Raw genomic sequence first — 20,645 nt, forward strand, 5'->3', positions numbered from 1 at the left:
TGGTCTCGTTCACCCTGAGCCGACGGCTGGAGCCGCTCCCTCAGCCGAACAGGCCGCCGAGGAGGCCACCCAGGATCTCTCCGACCGCGCCCGCGGCCTCGCCCGCGACCTCGTTCACCGCGGCCTTGCCCGCTTCGGCGGCGAGCCCGCCCGCGTACCCGGCCACGGCGTCGCCGAACTGGGCGGCGGGGACGTTGACCGCGCCGCCGATCACGTTGCCGTACGCGTCGACCGCGGCGCCCGCGGCCAGCCCGCCCGCGATGCCCGCCGCGGCGACGCCGCCGACCGCGCCGGCGGCGCGCAACCCGTGCCCGTGGTGATGACCGCCCCGGTACGGAGGCGGGCCGTGGTGGTGATGGACGGCGGGCGGGGGCGGCGGCGGTCCCTGCGGTGCGGGCGGCGGTGGGTACTGGGGACCGGGCGGAGCCGGAGGGTACGGCGTGCCGTGCGCGGGCGGGGGCGGCGGTGTGGGGCCGCCCTGAGCGGGGCCGGGCGCCGGGGGAGGGAAGGGTCCCTGGGCGGGCTGCCCATAGGCGCCCGGTTCGCCGTACGAGGCCGCCGCGGGGGCGGGCACGCCGTGCTGTCCGGGAGGCCCCGGTGGCGCCGGGAAGGTCGACGGGCCGCCGCCAGGGGGAGGCAGTGGCGGCGACTGGAACGAGCCCGGGCTCGGCGCACCCATGTCCGGCGAGCCCAGCGGCGGCGGACCGGCCTGCCCCTGTCCTTGCCCTTGTGCATGGGGGCGCGGGCGGGACGCGACGGTGTCCAGCCATTCGCGGATCATGGTGAACCAGTCGGTCTCCGCGGACTCGGGATGCTCGGCCGAGAACCGTGCCGCCGTGTCGTCGGAGCCGCCCGAGCGGCGGTCGGCCACCAGGACGAACATCATGGAGCGCGGGCTGGCGACGAAGCTCAGCCCCACCTCGCCGACGCGCCCCTCGTACTGGGACGGCGGCGCCAGCCGGATCTCCTGGTAGAACGGTAGCTGCTGCGGGACGCCGGCCAGCTTGGACCGCTCGAACGCGACGTTGCGGATCCTGAAGCCGAGCCGGGCGATGGCCGCCAGCACCCACTGCTGGGACTTCAGCGGCTCCACCGAGATCGGATCGACGTCGCCGGGATCGGGCGCCCCCTGCACGGCGACCTCCGTGCACAACCCGATGGTGAAGCCGGGCAGCTCGCGCCCCAGCACCGTGGTGAACGGCAGCTCGTACGGCAGCGGGATGGAGAACGACAGGTCGCGCCGCTGCCCGGGCTCCAGCCGGAACGCGCGGGTGAGCGCGCCGCGGTAGACCTCCGGGCCCGCCGTCTCGCCGCCGTACCCGTTCTCCATACGCGGCATCAGCGCGATCGTCACATTCCGGATGTCGGCCGGCCGCGCGCCCCCGGCGAGATGCACCTTGCCGGCCACGACGCCGCCGGGACGGCAGTTCGGCTCGGACAGGATGGTTTCGACGGAGACGCCGGCCGTCTGGCCATAGGACACAGGCCGTTCCCTTCTCGCGACGCCACGGGTTGATCCCGCATCGGTCAGACGGTTACCACGATGCCACCGGTTCGGTCCGGTCACTACTCCGCGGGCGGCTCGCCCGGAGCGGGCTCGGTGGCCGAGACGGTGACGGTGGCGTAGCCCAGGCTCTCCAGGGGCTCCTTGATCTGGGCGGCGTCCCCGACCGCGATGACGGTCAGCGCCTCCGGGTCGACGTGCTCGGTGTACGCGCGGGTCACCTCGTCGGGCGTCGCGGCGCGCACCGCGTCGAGGTACCGGCGCGGGTAGTCGGCGCCGAGGTCGTTGGCGGCGGCGTCGGCGAGCTCGGCGGCGACCGCGCGGGCCGTCTCGTACTCGGCGGGGGCGCGGTCGGCCAGCGCGCGGACGGACGACCCCGTCTCCTCCTCGGAGACGCCCCGAGAGATCACCCCGCGCATCCCCTCCAGCGCGTCGGCGAGGGCGTCCGCGGTGACCTCGGTGTGCACCGCGCCCTGCGCGATGAACAGGCCGCAGTGCCGCAGCCTCAGCAGCCCGGCTCGCACGCCGTAGGTGTACCCCTTCTCCTCGCGGAGGACGGCGTTGAGCCGCGAGGTGAGCCCGCCGCCCAGCACGTGCGCCGCGACCGCGAGCAGCGGCCAGTCGGGGTGCGAGCGCTTCGGCACGCCATGGCCGATGCCCAAGTACGTCTGCACCGATCCGGGACGGTCCACCACGACGATCCGCGGCCCCGCCGTCGGCATGATCGCGTCGGGGCGGCGCAGGGGCGCGCCCGAGGCCGCCCAGCCTTCGAGGGCGCCGGCGAGCGCGGTGTCCACGCCCACTCCGGACAGGTCGCCCGCGACGACGGCGGTGGCCTCAGCCGGGACGATCGAGGTGTAGAACGCGCGGACCTGCTCGCCCCGGATGGCCTCCACCGACTCGGGGCCGCCGCCGGTCGGGCGGGAGGCGCGGGCCTCGGCGGGGAACATCGCGGCGCGCAGCTCCCGCATGGCGCGCGAGCCGGGGTCGGCGTCGTCCTGCGCGATCTCCTCCAGGCGCTCCCTGACGAGGCGGCGCACGTCGGAGTCGGCCAGCGCGGGCCGGCGCACCACCGACGACAGCAGTTCCAGCGCCGGGCCGAGCCGGGTCACCGGCACGTCCAGCGCGATCCGGAGCGCGGTCAGGTCGGCCGACGCGTACAGGCTGGCGCCCAGCCGCTCGAACGCGGCGGTCAGCGCGGTGCCGCCACCGGGTTCGGTGCCTTCCAGCAGCGCCCGCGCCGCGAGCGTGGCGACGCCGTCCCCGCCCTCGGGCTCGCGCCCGGCACCGGCGTTCAGGACGAGCCGCACCGCCGCGAGGCGCCGGCCGGGCAGGTCACAGCGGAGCGTGGCGGGGCCGTCCCCGGGCACCGTGCCCTCGGTTCCTACGGGGAACGCCCACGCGGGAACGGGACCGGGGACCGGACGGGGCGCCAGGGCCAGTTCGTTCGTCACGAGGCCGTACCTCCATAGGTCAGCACGGAGCGTCCACCCGGCTTGAGCCACTGGGCCGCCATGTCCTTGATCTGGGCCGCGGTGACCGCCGCCGCTCGTCCCGGCGCGGTGAACACGCGGGCCGGGTCGCCGAACTGGGTGGCGTTCTGCGACAGCGCGTTGGCCAGCCCGGTGACCGTCTCGGTCTGCTCCAGGAAGCCGCGCTCGGCCTGCGCGGTGGCGCGCGCCGCCTCGTCGGCGTCCGGGCCGTCGGTGGCGAACCTCTCCAGCTCCTCGTCGAGCACCTCGGCGATCTTCCGCGGGTCCGGGCCGATGGCGTCCACGATGGCCAGGGACGGGCCGCCGACCAGCCGGGTCACCCCCGCCCACACCTCGGTGGCGATCTCGTCGCGGCGCACCATCCGGTCGTAGAGCCGCGAGCCCGAGCCGCCGCCGAGGATCTCCACGGCCAGCTCGGCCGCCTCGATGTCGGTGCCGCCGTCGGTGGGCAGCGGGAACATCGCGAAGTAGGCGGGCGAGGGCACCTCCTCGTCCACCGCCTCCTCGCGCACCTCGCGGAGCGGCTCCAGGTCGCCGGGGCGGGCCGGGGGCGCCTCAGGTCCGGTGGGGATGCCGCCGAAGTACCGCTCGACCGCGGCGAGCGTCTCCTCGGGGTCGACGTCGCCCACGATCGACAGCACCGCGTTGCCCGGCGCGTACCAGGTGCCGAAGAAGTCGGCGCAGTCCTCCAGCTCGGTGGCGTCCAGGTCCTCCATGGAGCCGATCGGCGTGTGGTGGTACGGGTGGCCGCCGGGGAAGGTCAGCGCGCACAGCCGCTCGAACGCCGTCCCGTACGGCTGGTTGTCGTAGCGCTGGCGCCGCTCGTTCTTCACCACGTCGCGCTGGTTGTCGAGGTTGGCCTGGGTCAGCGCGGCGGGCAGCGTGCCCATCCGGTCGGCCTCCAGCCACAGCGCCAACTCCAGGTGGCTGACGGGAACCGTCTCGTAATAGTTGGTGCGCTCGAAGGACGTGCTGGCGTTGAAGGTGGCGCCGGCGCTCTCCAGCAGCGCGGCGTGCTCGCCTTCGGCGACGTTGGCCGAGCCCTGGAACATCAGGTGCTCGAAGAGGTGCGCCAGCCCGGTGCGGCCTGCCCGCTCGTGCCGCGAGCCCACGCCGTACCAGATGTTGACGGCGGCCAGCGGTACGACATGGTCTTCGCAGACCACCACGCGCAGGCCATTGCCGAGCTTGTGCTCATGCAGCGGCTGTTCTGCCACGAAGGCTCCCGTCCGGTCGATGGATCGGTTGACCGACAGCACCGCGCGCGTTCGGCGGGGAGAGCGCCCCCGCGGCGGGCCTGATCTCTGCCCTCACGGTACCGGGTCACGGCAGGGGAGGCAGCGAGTGCGCGAGCGTCGCCGGGACGGGCGGTGCCGCGACATGCGAAGGAGGGCGAAGACGGGGGAGATGGTCGCGGCGGGGGAATCGGTAGCGATGGGAGGCGATGGACGGGAGGAGAAGAGAATAAGGAGACAAGGAAGAAGGTGCGGAGTCTGGTGGACTGGCGGAGGAGTCAGGTGGAGGAGGACTCGTGGGCGGCGATGGCGTCCTCCAGTGAGCGGTGCAGGACAAAGATCTTGGTGAGCTGGGTGACGTGGAAGACGCGGCGCACCCGGTCGTTCGCCCCCACGAACGCCATCGTCCCGTCCCGCGCGCGCAGCCGGTGGTAGATGCCCACCAGCACGCCGAGGCCGGTGGAGTCCAGGAACGTCACCTCGCCGAGGTCCACCACAAGGTGCCGGGCGCCGTCGCCGTCGATGATGTCGAGCAGCTTCTCGCGGAGCTTGGGGCTGGTGAAGACGTCGATCTCTCCCCTGATCGTGACGACCGTGACGTCCTTCTCGGTCCGCTGCTCGACCGCGAATTCCACGGCTCCTCCCGCGTCCACCGATGATTTGGTGATCGGTTGGCGTATACCCGGATACGGCTAGGGAGAACGGAACAGCGCCCAGACGACCTTGCCCTGGGGCAGTCCGCACCAGCCCCAGCGGGTGCTGAACGACTCGACCAGATGCAGCCCGCGCCCGGTCTCGGCGATGTGGTCGGGCTCGCGGCGCCGCGGCGCCTCCGGGCTGGAGTCCATGATCCCGCAGAGCAGCCAGGGGGCGTGGTACAGCATCCGCAACCGGATGCCGCCGGGCATGGGACCCGCCGGCCCGGCCTCCAGTTCCGTACCGAAGCGCGTCGCGAGGCCGCCGGTCGCGAAGCAGCCCCCGGCGAACCCCGTGCCATGCCCGAGACCTGGTGCGTGCCTGGTCGCGTAGGCCGGGGCGTCCCAGACGGTGGGGGCCGTGCTGTGCCGCAGGGCGTTGGTGACCAGTTCGGACACCACCAGGCCGACGTCGCTCGTCAGCGCGCAAGCGCCCCAGCCCTTCAGCCGGGAGATCGCGAAGTGCCGGGCCTCGGTGACCGACTCCGGCTCAGGGAGGACGCTGAACGAGACGGTGGGGGCGGACAGGTTGACCAGCGCCCACAGGGCGTCCTTCAGCCTGGGCGGGAGGTCGCACGCCTCGGGGACCGGTTCCGGCTCCGCGGTCCCCGGTTCGGCGGCACGGTCCAGCGGCCCCGACGGCTCCGCGACGGAGGCCACCTCCCATCGCGTGCCGTTCTGCGCTTGACGTGACGTCATTCCCCGGACCCCGCAGAGTGATCTCGTTGTGCAGCCGTGGCTCGGAAGTCTCGTGCGTTATCCTGCGCATCGTAGCGTGCGAATGCAAGGCCCAATGCACGTGCATCCGAACGGGCATCAGGTTCCCTGTCCGGGTTGGGCGCGGATGATCGGAGGTAATCGCAGGACAGGCACCGCAGTGGCACACTAAGTTCGCTGTCCGCCGATGAGCCGGGAGGTTGGGCGTGACTCCAGATTCGCCGGGAGCCGGGTCGACGGTTCGCCGCATCATGCTCGGCTCCCAGCTACGCAGGTTGCGCGAGGACAAGGGCGTCAGCCGCCAGGAGGCCGGGTACACCATCCGCGCCTCCGAGTCCAAGATCAGCCGACTGGAGCTCGGGCGGGTCAGCTTCAAAGAACGTGACGTGGACGACCTGCTCACGCTGTACGGCGTCGAAGACAAGGAACAACGCGAGGCGCTGCTACAGCTTGCGCGGGACGCCAACACCCCAGGCTGGTGGCACCGATACAACGATGTCCTTCCCGGCTACTTCCAGACCTACGTCGGGCTGGAGGAGTCGGCCGCGCTGATCCGGACCTACGAGCTTCAGTTCGTACCGGGTCTGCTGCAGTGCGAGGGCTACGCGCGTGCGGTGATCAGGCTGGGCAACGCCGGTGCGGCGGATCACGAGATCGAGCAGCGGGTCGAGCTGCGCATGCAGCGGCAGGAACGGCTGACGGGCCCCGACGCCCCGAGGCTGTGGGCCGTGCTGGACGAGGGCGCGCTCAGGCGTCCGATCGGCGGCCCCGAGGTGATGCGGGAACAGTTCAAGCATCTGATCGAGATGTCCAGGCTGCCCAACGTCACCGTCCAGGTGATGCCGTTCAGGTTCGGCGGGCACGCGGCCGAGGGCGGTGCCTTCTCCATCCTGCGCTTCCCCGACCAGGACCTGCCGGACGTCGTGTACGTCGAGATCCTCACCGGCGCCATGTACCTGGACAAGCGCGACGACGTCGACACCTATCTGCAGGCGATGGAACGCCTGTGCGTCGACAGCGCCACACCCGAGCGCACCGTCGAGCTTCTCGGCCAATATCTCAGAGAGACATGATGCTCAAGACCGACGAGGGCCAGAACTCTCACGAGGACCCCTACGAGGGGTTCTACGACAACGGGATGCCGGCGACCGGCCTGCGGGGCGCCCGCTGGCTCAAGAGCCGCCGCAGCAACTCCCAGGGGAACTGCGTCGAGATCGCGGAACTGCCCGGCGGGCGGGTCGCCATGCGCAACTCCCGCCACCCCGAGGGTCCCGCGCTCATCTACACCAGGCCCGAGATGGAGGCCCTGATCCTCGGGGCCAAGGACGGCGACTTCGACCATCTGATCGCGTCGTCGACCAACTGACCGACATCCCCCGCTACCTCTGACCCTTCGATTCCCTCGCACCTTCGATTGTCCGAATGCCATCGCCGGGCGCACCCCGCTAACGCGCCCGGCCTGAGCTCCCCGCCGCCTCGTCCCCCCCCGGGACGAACCCTCGTATCAGCCGCAGTTGGCGTACGACGAGGTGTACGAGCCCGAGCCGACCCGGACGCACCTCCCGGGGGCGTAGACGTACACCGGCCCCGCGTACCAGGAGAACGACCCGCTGTCGGTGACCCTGCTGCCGCCCTGGGCCTGGATCCACACCGACACCGAGGACGGGCGTCCCACGTTCTTGGACTTGAGCATCACGGCGCAGTTCTTCTTCGTGCCGTTGCTGTAGAGCTGGTAGACCCGGCCGCCCGCCACGGCCATCGAGCGCTGCACGTAGTAGCCACTGCCGCAGACCTGCGTGGCGGTGTACTTCTGTGCGGGTTCCGGGGCGGGGTCGCCTCCGCCACCGGAGCCACCGCCGCCGTTGTCTCCGCCGCCGGTTCCGCCGCCACCGCCGCCGGGGGTGCCGGTCTGCCCGCCTCCCGGCCGCTGCGGCGTGGTGGTGCCCTTGGGTTTCTCGCCGGGGGCGCGCGAGGTCCTCAAATCGACCGGGAGGTCGCCGGCGTCGCCGCCCGCCGCGCTCCCCTGCGGCGCGGTGGCGTCCTGACCGCCCGCCTCGGCCCGTTCCGGCCCGTCGCCGCCGGACCGCGTCGCCGCCCACACCGACCCGCCGGCCAGGAGCGCCGCCGTGGCCGCCGCCGCGATGATCGGGATCACCATCCGTCCCGGTCTCCGCCGCTCCGGTCCGAGGGGGCCGTGCGGCTGCGGCGCCGTCGTCCCGCGGCCACCGGGCCCCGGACCCGTCGGAGCAGGCGCGAAGGGCGGCGGGGAGGGGGACGCGTTCTGGACGGGACCCGGAGGCGGCGCGAAGGCGGCAGGGGCAGGGGACGGCGCGAAGGCGGCCGGGTCGGGCAGGGCCTCACCCGAGGCGCCGACGAGCCTCTCCTGCGCCTCGCGCGCTGTCGGACGGCGCCCGGGTTCCTTGTCCAGGCTGGCGGCCACCACCTCGCGCAGCGGGCTGGGCAGGTCGCCCAGGTCCGGGTCGAAGGTGATGATGCGGTGCATCACCGCCGCCATCTCGTCGTTGCCGAAGGCGGGCCTTCCGGTCGCCGCGTACACCATCGTGGTGCCCCAGGCGAACATGTCGGCGGCGGGACCGATCGCGCCGCCGGTGAAGTGCTCGGGCGCCATGTACGCGGGCGTCCCGACGTTCTGCGTCTCACCGGCCGCGCCCAGCGCCCTGGCCACCCCGAAGTCGATCACGCGCGGGCCGTCCGGGCCCATCATCACGTTCTGCGGCTTGAAGTCGCGGTGCACGATCCCGGCCTGGTGGATCGCGTACAGGGCGGTCAGCGTGCTCATCGCGAGCCGTTCCAGCGCCCCGCCGGTGCGCGGTCCCTCGGCCTGGACCAGCCGGTGCAGCGATTGTCCCGGGACGTACTCGCTGACGATGTACGGCTGGTCGCCCGCCAGGTCGGCGTCCAGGACCTGCGCCGTGCAGAACCTGGCCACCCGCTTGGCCACGTCCAGTTCCCTGACGAACCGCGCCCGTGCCGGATCGTCGGCGCGCAGCCCCGCGTGGAGCAGCTTGATCGCGACAGGTTCGGCCTGCTCGTCCCCGGCTCGTCGCCCGAGGAACACCGTGCCCTGGCCGCCCTCGCCCAGCCTGCCCAGGATCTCGTACCCTCCGAGCCCGACCGGGTCTCCCGGCTGCAGAGGATGGGCGTCGGGCATCGTCCTGTCCGTCACACCGCTCTCGCTTCGTCACTTCCCGCACTTGCACGTGTGCGGGCCCAGACTATTCGCCCCGCGAGGTTCCTGCGGTCGAAGCGGACCGTAGGGGATGAACGGGCCGGACAGCGCGAAGGACCCCGCGCGTGTTCCGCGCGGGGTCCTTCGATCGTCGGTTCGGGCCGGTCGTCGGTCAGGCCGGGTCGGGCGTCCGCCGCGACGGGCGGTGCTCCGCCCGGCCGCCGTCATGGCCCGGCGGACCCTCCACTCCATGGCCGCGTTCCAGTCGGGCGGCGACGGCGAGGGCGCGCAGCGAGGTGGACCTCACCTGCTTGCGCCGGGGATGGGGTCGGAGCCTGAGGATGCTGCTGGGCACGGGAATACCTCCGGGATCTCGCGCATCGCGGATCGATGTGGTTCACCCACGTCAACAACCAAGATCGCTATCCGTATTCCGAATCCGGGTTCACTTTCTCGGGCGGGCGGTGTGGAGGGCCCAGGGGCGGGGGTAAGAGTCAGGGCGAAACGGGCGCACGTTAGGTTGGGGACGCTCGACGTCGAGCCCCGCGTCATGACCACGGCGGCCGCCGCCTGACCGTCTCCTGGGAGTTACGCCGTGATCCAGAAGGTGCTCGTCGCCAACCGTGGCGAGATCGCCGTGCGCGCCTTCCGCGCCGCCTACGAGCTGGGCATCTCCAGCGTCGCCGTCTACGCCTACGAAGACCGCCTGTCGCTGCACCGGCAGAAGGCCGACGAGGCGTACGAGATCGGGGAGCACGGCCATCCCGTGCGCGCGTACCTCGACGTGGACGGCATCGTCGCGACCGCCCTCAGGGTGGGCGCGGACGCCGTCTACCCCGGCTACGGCTTCCTGTCCGAGAGCCCCGAGCTGGCCGAGGCATGCGAGCGCAACGGGCTGACGTTCGTGGGACCGCCCGCCTCGGTGCTGAAACTGGCCGGGAACAAGATCGAGGCGGTCGCCGCGGCACGGCGGGCCGGCCTCCCGGTGCTGCGGTCCGCGACGCCCGTCCCCGGGTCGGAGGAGGCCGCGGCCGACGAGGTCGGCTTCCCGCTGTTCGTCAAGGCGGCGGCCGGCGGAGGCGGGCGCGGGCTGCGCCGCGTGGATCGCCGCGAGGACCTGGCGCCCGCCGTGGACGCGGCACGCCGCGAGGCGGAGAGCGCCTTCGGCGACCCCACGGTGTTCCTCGAACAGGCCGTGGACCGTCCCCGGCACATCGAGGTGCAGGTGCTCGCCGACGGCGCCGGGCACGTCGTCCACCTGCGCGAACGGGACTGCTCGGTGCAGCGCCGCCACCAGAAGGTCGTGGAGATCGCGCCCGCGCCACGGCTGGACCCGGCGGTGGCCGAGCGGCTGTGCCAGGACGCGGTGCGGTTCGCCCGCGAGATCGGCTACGTGAACGCCGGCACCGTGGAGTTCCTCGTGGACCCGCAGGGCCGGCACGTGTTCATCGAGATGAACCCGCGGATTCAGGTCGAGCACACCGTGACCGAGGAGGTCACCGGCGTGGACCTGGTGCAGAGCCAACTGCGCATCGCGGGCGGCGAGACCCTGGCCGACCTGTCGATCTCCCAGGACGACGTGCAGGTCTCCGGGTACGCGGTGCAGTGCCGGATCACCACCGAGGACCCGGCCAACGGCTTCCGCCCCGACACCGGCAAGATCTCGGCGTACCGGTCGCCGGGCGGCGCCGGGGTGCGGCTGGACACCGGCACCACCCACGCGGGCGCCGTCGTCACGCCCCACTTCGACTCGATGCTGGTCAAGCTGACCTGCCGGGGACGGACGTTCGAGGACGCGGTACGGCGCGCGCGGCGGGCCGTCGCGGAGTTCCGCATCAGGGGCGTCGCGACCAACATCCCGTTCCTCCGCGCCCTGCTGGACGAGCCGGACTTCCGCGCGGGCGGGGTGACCACGGCCTACATCGCCGAGCATCCCGAGCTGCTGACCGCGCGGTCGAGCGGCGACCGCGCGACCCGGCTCGTCCGGTACCTCGCCGACGTCACCGTGAACAAGCCGAACGGCGAGGCGCCGACCGAGCTGGACCCGCAGAGCAAACTGCCGCCGCTCGACCTGACCGGCCCGCCGCCCGACGGCTCAAGGGACCGGCTGCTCGCCCTCGGCGCCAAGGCGTTCGCGGAACGGCTGAGAGCCCAGACCGCGCTCGCCGTCACCGACACCACGTTCCGGGACGCCCACCAGTCGCTCCTGGCCACCCGGGTGCGGACGTACGACCTCGTGTCCGCTGCACCGTACCTGGCGAGGATGACCCCGCAACTGCTCTCGCTGGAGGCGTGGGGCGGGGCCACCTATGACGTGGCGCTGCGTTTCCTGGGCGAGTCGCCCTGGGACAGGTTGGCGGCCATCCGCGAAGCCGCGCCCAACCTGTGCCTTCAGATGCTGCTGCGCGGGCGCAACACCGTGGGTTACACCCCGTACCCCGACTCGGTTGCACGCGCCTTCGTCACCGAGGCGGCCAAGACGGGCGTCGACATCTTCCGCGTGTTCGACGCCCTGAACGACGTGGAACGCATGCGTCCCGCGATCGAGGCGGTCCTGCAAACGCACGCCGTCGTCGAAGGCACCCTCTGCTACACCGGCGACCTGTCATCCCCCGGGGAGAAGGTCTACACGCTGGACTACTACCTGCGGCTGGCGGAAGAACTCGTCGAAGCGGGCGTCCACGTACTGTGCATCAAGGACATGGCCGGGCTGCTCAGGGCCCCGGCCGCCCGCACTCTCGTCACGGCGTTGCGCGAACGGTTCGACCAGCCCGTCCACCTCCACACGCACGACACCGCGGGAGGGCAGCTCGCGACATACCTCGCCGCCATCGACGCGGGCGTCGACGCCGTGGACGGGGCCGCGTCCCCACTCGCGGGCACCACAAGCCAGCCACCGCTCCAGGCCATCGTGGCGCACACCGACTTCACCGAACGCTCCACAGGGATCGACCTGGACGCGCTCACCGCCATGGAGCCGTACTGGGAAGCGGTGCGCAAGATGTACGCGCCGTTCGAGATGGGCCTGCCCTCACCCACCGGACGGGTGTACCGGCACGAGATCCCCGGCGGCCAGCTTTCCAACCTCCGCCAGCAGGCCGTCGCGCTCGGCCTCGGCGACCGGTTCGAGGAGGTCGAACGGCTCTACGAGGCCGCCGACCGGATCCTCGGCCGGCTGGTCAAGGTCACCCCGTCCAGCAAGGTCGTCGGCGACCTCGCCCTCCATCTCGTCGCCGCCGGCGCCGACCCCGAGGACTTCGCCGCCAACCCCGGCCGGTACGACGTCCCGGACAGCGTGATCGGCTTCCTCAACGGCGAACTGGGCGACCCGCCCGGAGGCTGGCCCGAGCCGTTCCGGACACGGGCCCTGACAGGACGCCGCCACACCCCCGCCCGCGCCGAACTCACCGGCGACGAGGAGAAGGCACTCGCCGGCCCCGACGTCCGCGACACCCTCGACCGGCTCCTGTTCCCCGGGCCCGCCAAGGACTACCGCGAATCCCGCGCCGCCTACGGCGACCTCTCGGTGCTGCCCACCGGGGCGTTCCTGTACGGGCTGCGCCCAGGCCACGAGATCTCCTTCGACCTGGAACCGGGCGTCAGGGTGCTGGCCGGGCTCGAAGCCGTCGGCGAGATCGACGAGGCCGGCGTCCGGCAGGTCATCTGCACCGTCAACGGGCAGCTCCGCACCCTGGCCGTACGCGACCGCTCCGTCGTGTCGGACGCCCCGCCCGTCGAACGCGCCGACCCGTCCGAACCGGGCCACGTGCCCGCGCCGTTCGACGGGTCCGTCACGTTGCGCGTGGCCAAGGGCGATCAGGTCGAGGCGGGCGACGTGGTCGCCACCATCGAAGCGATGAAGATGGAAGCCTCGATCACCGCCCCCATCGCCGGAACCGTCACCAGGCTGGCCGTACCCGAGGCGACCCAGGCCCAGGCAGGGGACCTGCTGGTAGTGATCTCCTGACGGCCCCATGTCCGCCGTTGGGGGCTTCGGGTCTCTTGTTGCGGTTCGGGGGTTGGGTTGTTGCCTTGGCGGCTACATCTTTGCGGGTTGCCGATCTCCTTCGCGGGTCTGATGACACCATGGGTGGTGCCCGAGAAGACTGATTTCGGGTACTTGGTGTGCACGAGAAAGTGATGGGATGGCGGCGGTCAGGCGGGGTGCGGGGGGCGCTCGGGATCGGGTCCGGTTCACCGCGGTCGTGGCGGCGCTGGTCTTCGGGTCGAGCGCGGGCGCGGCCGTGAGCCCGAGCGTGGAGGGCCAGGTCAAGCAGGCCGTTGTCGCCTCGTACCGGCAGCCCTATGTCGACCCACAGGTCGGCTCGTATGACAAGGAGAAGCTGCGCGTCACCCTGGACGCGACCCATGCGGCGGGCATGTACGGCCTGTACTCGGCCGTGCGCCATGACGCGGACTCCTGGAGCGGTGCGGCCGGGGTCGCGGATGTGCGTACCGAACGCCCCGTACGGGCGGGCATGGAACACCGGGTGGGGAGCGTCACCAAGACGTTCATCGCTACGGCCGTGCTCAAGCTGGTCGAGCAAGGGCGTGTCCAGCTTGATGCTCCCATCGGGGACTACCTGCCGGAGACGGTGCCCGGTGCGCGCGGGCGGCAGATCACCGTGCGGATGCTGCTCAACCACACCAGCGGGATCGCCGACTACATCGTGTACGTGTTCCCGTCCCTGCGGAGTCTGTCGCCCAGGAGCCTGGATGGGGGGCGCCTCGACACCCTGCGTCCGGCGCAGCTCGCCGCCTGGGGTCTGGCAGGGCCGCCCACCAACTCTCCAGGGGCGTCCTGGTCGTACTCCAACACCAACTACGTCATTCTCGGGCTGCTGCTGGAGAAGGTGACCGGGGTCAAGGCCGAGACCTTCATCGACCGGAACGTCATCAAGCCGGCGGGGCTGAAGCACACCTATTTCCCTCGGACGCCCTATGTGGAGCGGGCGCACTCCCGGCAGTACGAGTCGCTGTACGGCTACGCCGACCCGCCCCGTGAGTACAGCGTCTACAACATGTCCTGGGCCGGTACGGCGGGTGCGCTGGTGTCCACCATGGATGACCTCAACCGCTTCTACCGTGCTCTGCTCACGGGCAGGCTGATCGGGACGGGCGCCCTGACCGAGATGCTGCGGACCGTCCCTGTGCGGGACCCCAGCGGCACCACCGTGCTGAACTACGGGCTCGGCCTGTACGCGCTCGATCTTCCTTGCGGCAGGTTCTGGGGCCATGACGGGGTTGTCTTCGGGGCGGGCACGCAGGCACTGTCCAGCCCTGATGGCCGCCGACAGGTGGCGATCGGCTTCAACCGCACCAAGTACCAGAAGCTGAACGGGCAGGGCATGCCGGTGCCGCACGCCATCGACAACGCATTGGGCGCGCACATCGCACAAGCCCTCTGCGGAGGCCGCGGTACGTTCGCCGTGCCCGACCGTCCCCCGATCCCGCCGCTGCCCCTGGAGTTCCTGGCTTCGCGCTAGGCCAGGTCGTCGGGACTGGTGTTGGCGCCGCACAGCAGGACCGCGACACGTTCGCCTTCGGCCGGGCGGTACGCGCCGCTGGCGAGCGCGGCGGCAGCGGCGGCGCCGCTGGGCTCCACCACCAGGCGGTACTCCTCCCAGAGGCGGCGGCGGGTCGCGCTGATCGCCTCATCGGTGACCAGCACGGAACGGACGCCCGCCCGCGTCACGGCGGCGTAGGGGATCTCCCCGAGACGGCTGGCCCCGAGCGCATCCGCCGCCACCCCCGACACCTCCACGTGCACGGGTTTCCCGGCCTGTAGTGCCGCGTTCAGTGTGGGGGCGGTATGGGGCTCCACGCTCACGACGTCGGCCCTTCCGTCCAGGGCGGTGGCGACCCCGGCGATCAGCCCGCCGCCTCCGACCGCGACCAGGACGGTGTCGATCTCACCCTTGGTCTGCTCCATCAGCTCCAAGGCGATGGTGCCCGCACCCGCGCACATCTCGGGCTGGTCGTAGGGGTGGCAGAAGAGAGCCCCCGTGTCCTTCTGGCGCTTGATGGCGGCCTCGTAGGCGTCGGCGTACTTCACCCCGACCTGAACCACAGTCGCACCGAGAGCGCGCAGCCTCGCCACCTTCACGGCAGGCGCGGTCTCCGGCACGTACACCTCGGCCTTGGCGCCCACCTGTGAGGCGGCGTACGCGAAGGCCAGGCCCGCGTTCCCGCCGGACGCCGCGACGATCCCCGCCTCCGGGAGCTCGTCCGCCTCAAGCGCGGCCAGGATGCGGTTGAACGCCCCCCTTGCCTTGAAGGAGCCCGTGTGCTGGGTGTGCTCCAGCTTCCACCACATCGTGCCTGCCAGATTCCGGGGCACGAACGCCGCCAGGTCGAGCCGCATCACGGGCGTCCTCCGGACATGGCCCGCGATCCGCCGCGCCGCATCCCGGACGTCCGAAACGTCGATCATGTCAACCTCTCACTCGCCGCCCTCTTCTCAAGGACGGCCCGTTCGGCGGCGTTGCGGGTCAGGGACGCCGCGCGGGCGAACTCGGCCTGCGCCTCCGCGTACCGGCCCAACCTGGACAGCAGGTCACCGCGCACGCTCGGCAGCAGATGGTACTTCTTGAGCGCGGGCTCGTCCGCCAGCGCGTCCACGGCTTGCAGGCCCTTCTCCGGGCCCTCCGCCATGCCGATCGCGACGGCGCGGTTCAGCTCCACGATGGGGGACGGGGCGACCCGCGCGAGGATCCCGTACAGCGCCGCGATCCGCGCCCAGTCGGTCTCCTCGGCGGTGGACGCCTGCGCGTGGCACGCGGCGATCGCGGCCTGGAGCACGTATCGGCCGGGCGGGCCGCCGAGCTTCTCGGCGCGCAGCAGCGCCGCGTACCCCCGGCTGATCAGCAGCCGATCCCACAGCCCGCGGTTCTGCTCCAGGATCGGGACGGGCGCGCCGTCCGGACCGGTGCGGGCCCGCGACCGGGACGCCTGGATCTCCATCAGCGCGACCAGCCCGTGGACCTCGGCCTCCTCCGGCGCGAGCCCGGCCAGCAGCCGGCCGAGGCGCAGCGCCTCCTGGCACAGGTCGGTCCGGATGAGGTCGTCGCCCGCGGTCGCCGCGTACCCCTCGTTGAAGATCAGGTAGATGACTTCCAGCACCGACGACAGCCGTTCCGCGCGGTCCTCGCCCTCCGGCACCTCGAACGGGACGCCCGCCTCCGACAGGGTGCGCTTGGCCCGCACGATCCGCTGCGCGACGGTCGGCTCGGGAACGAGGAACGCCCGCGCGATCTCGTCGGTGGCCAGCCCGCCCAGCATCCGCAGCGTCAGCGCGATCCGCGCCGCGGCGGGCAGCACCGGATGGCAGGCGGTGAAGATCAGCCGGAGCACGTCGTCCTCGATGCGGTCCTCGTCCAGGACGGCGTCGACGTCCGCGCCGGGACCCACGGCCCCGCCGGTCTCCTGGCGGTGGCCGATCTCCTCCAGCTTGCGTTCGAGCGTCCGGTCCCGGCGGATCCGGTCCACGGCACGGCGCTTGGCGATGGTCATCAGCCAGGCCCCCGGATTGTCCGGGACGCCGGTCCGCGGCCACTGCTCCAGCGCCGTGACCAGCGCGTCCTGCGCCAGTTCCTCGGCGAGCCCGACATCGCGCACCATCCGGGCGACCCCGCCGATGATCCGGGCGGACTCCAGCCGCCACACCGCGTCGACGGTCCGGTGGACGTCGGGACGGCCGGGATCGGTGATGCTCACGCCGACGATGAGAGCAAACACCACGGCCCCGGCGCAAACCGCGCGCCGGGGCCGTGGGATGCCCGTGGATCACTGCCCGGGAGTGTCCTCGGGGCCGAAGACCTGCTGGATCACGCCCTCGCCGTCGCCGACGATGGACCAGAACCGCTTGGACAGCTCGATGGCCTCCTCCTTGCTGCGCACCTCGATCAGCGCGAAGCCCACCACGACCTCCTTGGCCTCGGTGTAGGGGCCATCGGTGACGGTGATCTTGCCGCCGGAGGACCTGATGGTGGTGGCCCGCGGGTCCAGCCCGCCGGTGGCCAGCAGCACCCCGGACTTGCTCATCTCCTCGATGAACCGGCCCATCTCCTCGGCCTGCACGGCGTCCGGCTCGCCGCCCGCGGTGTCGGTCGTCATCATCATGAACCGCATCGTCTCTCCTCTGCCGTCGAGGGGCCCTTCCGGCCTCCCGTTCACCCACGCGTCGAACGCGGGACGGCCCGATCGACAACCCCCGAGGTGATTTTCCCGAATTTTTCCAGACGAGCTTCCTGGGGAGGGGTCTACGAGGGGTTTCCCTAGGTGGTGTAAGGAGTGCTTGCCCCCGGACGTCCCGGAGGGGGGAACCGGTCCCCTCGTCGAGGGTCGGCGAGCGTCCCGGCGCTTGCGGATTCTTTACGGGGACCTTCCGGTGTATTCGCCGCTGTTTCCCGGGCGGTCCCGATTCGCTTTCCCGTTGCGGTGGCGGGCGGCTATCGTGCGTGGATGCTCTTCGGGGTGCTGGGTCCGCTGGCGGTGTGGACCGACGCTGGCGAGCCCGTGGCGGTGCCCGGGCTGAAGGTGCGTGCCCTCCTGGCCGACCTGCTGCTCAACGAGGGGCGGCCGGTGCCCGCCGACCGGCTGATCGACGACCTGTGGGGGGACGAGCCGCCCGGCGACCCGCCCGCCGCGCTGTCGGCGAAGGTGTCGCAGCTACGCCGCGTGCTGGAGGACGCCGAGCCCGGCGCCCGCTCGCTGGTCGCCACCGGTCCCGCCGGCTACGCGCTGGACGTCGACCCCGAGCGTGTGGACGCGCATCGCTTCCAGGCCGTCACCGCGCAGGCCCGTACGGCGATGGACCAGCTCGCCCGCGCGGAGCTGCTCGCCGAGGCGCTGGAGATGTGGCGGGGCGCGGCGCTGGCCGACCTCGCCGACGAGCCGTTCACCCGTGCCGCGATCGCCCGCCTTGAGGAGCTGCGCCTCACCACCCTGGAAGATCACGCGGAGCTGCGGCTGGAACTGGGCGAGCATGGCGCCCTGGCCGCAGAGCTGGGCGCGCTGCTCGCCGACCACCCGCTCCGGGAACGGCTGCGCGCCACGCACATGCGCGCCCTCTACCGTTCGGGACGGCGGAGCGAGGCGCTGGAGAGCTACGAGCGGCTGCGCACGCTGCTGTCGGACGAGCTGGGTCTGGACCCGGGCGCCGAACTGGTCGCGCTGCACCAGTCGATCCTCGTCCAGGCCCCGGAGCTGGACGTGCCAGCGCCCGCGCACGTCGCCGTCGCCGCGCCCGCCGACCGTCCCCGCACGAACCTGCCCAAGCCGGCATCCGAGCTGATCGGCCGGGACGACGCCGTCGCCGAGGTCCGCGCGCGCCTGGGCTCGGACCGGCTGGTCACGCTCACCGGTCCGGGGGGCGTCGGCAAGACCCGGCTCGCGGTCGAGGCGGCGTCGGACGTCCCGGACGCGGCGGACGTGTGGATGGTGGAGCTGGCCGCCTTCGACCGGTCCGCCACGGCCGACGAGCTCGTCGACGGCGTCCTGAGGGTCCTGGACATACGCGACCAAAGGACGCAGGACCCGCCGCACCGGCGGGTCGCCGAGGCGGTCGGCGGACGGCCGTTCCTGCTCGTCCTGGACAACTGCGAGCATGTCGTCGATCAGGTCGCCGGGCTGGTGCGGCGGCTGCTCGACGACGTCCCCGGCCTGCGCGTGCTGGCGACGAGCCGGGAGCCGCTGGGGCTGGCGGGCGAGGTGGTGTGGAACGTGCCGCCGCTGGACGTCCCGGACCCCGTCCCGTCCGAGGGGTCGGGGCGGCCCGGTCCCGATCCGGCCGGGCTGGAACGTTCAAGCGCGGTCCGGCTGTTCGTGGCGAGGGCCGCGGCGGCGGCGCGGGACTTCCGGCTGGACGACGATTCCGCCGCCGCGGTCGCCGCGCTCTGCCGCCGCCTTGACGGGATTCCGCTCGCCCTGGAGCTGGCCGCCACCCGCGTCCGGTCGCTGGGGGTGCACGGGCTGGTGTCGCGGCTGGACGACCGGTTCAGGCTGCCGGCCACCGGGCATCGCGGCGCCCCGCGGTGGCAGCGCACCCTCACCGCGGTGATCGAGTGGAGCTGGGAGCTGCTGTCCGAGCCGGAGCGCGCCGTGCTGCGCCGCCTGTCCGCGCATGCCGGCGGCTGCACGCTGGAGGCCGCCGAGGCGGTGTGCGCGGGCGACGACATCCCCGTCTTCGACGTGCTCGACCTGCTGGTGAAGCTGGTCGACAGGTCCCTGGTGGTGATGACCGACGAGCCCGGGGGGCCGCGCTACCGGATGCCGGAGCCGGTCGCCGCCTACTGCGCCGACCGGCTGGCGGAGGCGGGCGAGCGCGAGGAGACGCTGGAGCGCCACCACCGGTACTACGTCGAGCTGGCCGAGCGCGCCGAGCCGTACCTGTTCGGCCGCGACCAGGATTACTACCTCCGGCTGCTGGACAGCGAGGCCGCCAACTTCCGCGTCGCGCTGGACGGCCCGGACGGTCTGCGCCTCGCCAATGCGCTCACCTGGTACTGGTTCCTGAGGCGACGCCTGTCGGAGGCCGTACGGTCCCTGGACGCGGCCATGACCATCGGCGGCGTCCCGGCCGCGCTCGCCCGCGCGAAGGCGTGGCGGGCCGGGTTCGGGATCCTCCTGGGAGACGCCGACTGGCACGCGCGGCGCGCCGAGGCGCTGGCCGTCCTGGACCAGACCGCCCCGTTCCACCGGGCCCGCGCCCAGTGGTTCCTGGCGTTCGTCGGCGGGGACCTGGAGGACCTCAACGCCGGCGAGCGGCTCGCCGACGTGGCGCTGGAGACGTTCCACGAGCACGGCGACCTGTGGGGCGAGGCCGCCACGCTGATCCTGAGGGCGCGGCACGCGCACGCGCGCGGCGAGCCCGCCGCCCTGGAACGCGAGGGCGAGCGCGCCGCGCGGCTGTTCGGCAAGCTCGGTGACCGCTGGGGCCAGCTCCAGGCGGCCGAGTGGCTCGCCGCCTACGCCGAGCTGACCGGTGACTACGAACGTGCCGACGCGCTGCAGCGGGACGGCCTTCGCATGGCCGAGGAACTGCACCTGTGGCCGGACGTCGCGATGCGGCAGGCATGGCTGGGCTGGATCGCCTTGCAGCGGGGCCGGTTCGCCGAGGCCCGCACCTACTGCGAGCAGGTGCAGAGCGCGCCCCACTCGCCGGCCCAGGTCTTCACCGAGATCGTCCAGGGCTTCGTCGCCCGTTACGAGGGCGACCCGGATGAGGCGGAGTCCCGGCTGAAGGCTCTGCTGGAGACCGTGCGGGAGGAGGACGGCGCCCAGCCGCCCCTCTTCCTTCCGCTGCTCTACGTGGGGCTTGGGCACGCGGCCGAGCTGCGCGGCGACCTGGAGCGCTCCGTCGATCTGCACCGCCGTGCCCTGTCCGTCGCCCTCCAACTGGAGGCACCCCGCGACATGGCGTTCTCCCTTGAGGGTTTGGCCAGCGTGCTGAGCATCGCCGGGCATCCTGAGTGCTCCGCCCGCTTCCTGGGTGCCGCCATGGCCGTCCGCCGCACGTCCGGCCTGACACCGGGCCCGGCCGAACGGTCCGACATCGCCCGTACCGAGTCGCGGCTCCGGGAGGCCATGGCCGCCGCCGCCATGGAGACCACTCTGAACGCGGGTGCCACCCTCGCCCCGGAGACCTGCCTGAACGAGGCCGGCACCATCGCCCTCTGACCGTATTCCGGTAAATGCGCGCTGTGAATGCGCTTGCTGCATTGTCCGGGATTCTCTCTTGACGACGGGTTTCAGGCCGGGTAAAGATCCTGGGAAACATGCGGAAATCGCCGCCCCGATCCGCCAGGATGT

The 20,645-nt window shown here is 72.3% G+C and carries 15 protein-coding genes; 5 read left to right on the plus strand and 10 right to left on the minus strand.

Annotated elements, in window-relative coordinates:
• Positions 1-40: 40 nt before the first annotated feature.
• The 5 genes from QSK21_RS17215 to QSK21_RS17235 all read right to left on the minus strand — a co-directional run bounded on the left by QSK21_RS17215 (position 41) and on the right by QSK21_RS17235 (position 5,626).
• Positions 41-1,483 (minus strand): sporulation protein, encoded by a 1,443-nt coding sequence (locus tag QSK21_RS17215; protein ID WP_285696948.1) that lies wholly within the window; start codon positions 1,481-1,483, stop codon positions 41-43.
• 83 nt (positions 1,484-1,566) lie between these two features.
• A complete protein-coding gene (locus tag QSK21_RS17220; protein WP_285696950.1) occupies positions 1,567-2,958 on the minus strand; it encodes a M16 family metallopeptidase in 1,392 nt (463 codons plus the stop codon).
• The gene (locus QSK21_RS17225) at positions 2,955-4,214 is read right to left on the minus strand and encodes a M16 family metallopeptidase (RefSeq protein WP_285696951.1); all 1,260 of its coding nucleotides are present in this window, start codon (positions 4,212-4,214) and stop codon (positions 2,955-2,957) included. The genes QSK21_RS17220 and QSK21_RS17225 overlap by 4 nt, the downstream gene beginning before the upstream one ends.
• A gap of 296 nt (positions 4,215-4,510) precedes the next feature.
• Positions 4,511-4,867 (minus strand): anti-sigma factor antagonist, encoded by a 357-nt coding sequence (locus tag QSK21_RS17230; protein WP_285696952.1) that lies wholly within the window; start codon positions 4,865-4,867, stop codon positions 4,511-4,513.
• A 57-nt stretch (positions 4,868-4,924) separates the two neighbouring features.
• Positions 4,925-5,626, minus strand: coding sequence for an ATP-binding protein (locus QSK21_RS17235; RefSeq protein ID WP_285696953.1), 702 nt, complete (start codon positions 5,624-5,626; stop codon positions 4,925-4,927).
• A 224-nt stretch (positions 5,627-5,850) separates the two neighbouring features.
• On the opposite strand from QSK21_RS17235, the gene QSK21_RS17240 reads away from it, so the two are divergent.
• Together QSK21_RS17240 and QSK21_RS17245 are read left to right on the plus strand one after the other, a co-directional pair.
• On the plus strand, positions 5,851-6,717 hold the full coding sequence (locus tag QSK21_RS17240; RefSeq protein ID WP_285696955.1) for a Sco1979 family transcriptional regulator: 867 nt from the start codon (positions 5,851-5,853) through the stop codon (positions 6,715-6,717).
• Positions 6,717-7,010 (plus strand): DUF397 domain-containing protein, encoded by a 294-nt coding sequence (locus QSK21_RS17245; protein ID WP_285697085.1) that lies wholly within the window; start codon positions 6,717-6,719, stop codon positions 7,008-7,010. Before QSK21_RS17240 ends, QSK21_RS17245 begins: the two co-directional genes overlap by 1 nt.
• A gap of 138 nt (positions 7,011-7,148) precedes the next feature.
• On the opposite strand, the gene QSK21_RS17250 is transcribed toward QSK21_RS17245, so the two are convergent.
• Together QSK21_RS17250 and QSK21_RS17255 are read right to left on the minus strand one after the other, a co-directional pair.
• Complete coding sequence (locus QSK21_RS17250; protein ID WP_285696956.1) at positions 7,149-8,816, minus strand: serine/threonine protein kinase; 1,668 nt, start codon at positions 8,814-8,816, stop codon at positions 7,149-7,151.
• A gap of 190 nt (positions 8,817-9,006) precedes the next feature.
• Complete coding sequence (locus QSK21_RS17255) at positions 9,007-9,189, minus strand: hypothetical protein (RefSeq protein ID WP_285696957.1); 183 nt, start codon at positions 9,187-9,189, stop codon at positions 9,007-9,009.
• Between the two features lie 240 nt (positions 9,190-9,429).
• Here QSK21_RS17255 and QSK21_RS17260 point away from each other — a divergent pair, with 240 nt between their 5' ends.
• Complete coding sequence (locus QSK21_RS17260) at positions 9,430-12,801, plus strand: pyruvate carboxylase (RefSeq protein ID WP_285696959.1); 3,372 nt, start codon at positions 9,430-9,432, stop codon at positions 12,799-12,801.
• Positions 12,802-12,979: 178 nt separating this feature from the next.
• The gene (locus QSK21_RS17265) at positions 12,980-14,320 is read left to right on the plus strand and encodes a serine hydrolase domain-containing protein (protein ID WP_285696961.1); all 1,341 of its coding nucleotides are present in this window, start codon (positions 12,980-12,982) and stop codon (positions 14,318-14,320) included.
• Here QSK21_RS17265 and QSK21_RS17270 read toward each other — a convergent pair.
• The 3 genes from QSK21_RS17270 to QSK21_RS17280 are packed head-to-tail and all read right to left on the minus strand — an operon-like array spanning position 14,317 to position 16,964.
• On the minus strand, positions 14,317-15,267 hold the full coding sequence (locus QSK21_RS17270; RefSeq protein WP_285696963.1) for a threonine/serine dehydratase: 951 nt from the start codon (positions 15,265-15,267) through the stop codon (positions 14,317-14,319). The genes QSK21_RS17265 and QSK21_RS17270 overlap by 4 nt on opposite strands.
• Positions 15,264-16,559, minus strand: a complete 1,296-nt coding sequence (locus QSK21_RS17275) for an RNA polymerase sigma factor (RefSeq protein WP_285697086.1) — start codon at positions 16,557-16,559, stop codon at positions 15,264-15,266. Before QSK21_RS17275 ends, QSK21_RS17270 begins: the two co-directional genes overlap by 4 nt.
• Before the next feature lie 60 nt (positions 16,560-16,619).
• Positions 16,620-16,964 carry a YciI family protein gene (locus QSK21_RS17280; protein WP_285696965.1) on the minus strand — a complete coding sequence of 115 codons (345 nt, stop codon included), beginning with the start codon at positions 16,962-16,964 and terminating at the stop codon, positions 16,620-16,622.
• A 333-nt stretch (positions 16,965-17,297) separates the two neighbouring features.
• Here QSK21_RS17280 and QSK21_RS17285 point away from each other — a divergent pair, with 333 nt between their 5' ends.
• Positions 17,298-20,513 carry an AfsR/SARP family transcriptional regulator gene (locus QSK21_RS17285; protein ID WP_285696967.1) on the plus strand — a complete coding sequence of 1,072 codons (3,216 nt, stop codon included), beginning with the start codon at positions 17,298-17,300 and terminating at the stop codon, positions 20,511-20,513.
• Positions 20,514-20,645 lie beyond the last annotated feature (132 nt).

It is taken from the genome of Actinomadura sp. NBRC 104412 (genome assembly GCF_030269515.1).
Taxonomy (GTDB): domain Bacteria; phylum Actinomycetota; class Actinomycetes; order Streptosporangiales; family Streptosporangiaceae; genus Spirillospora.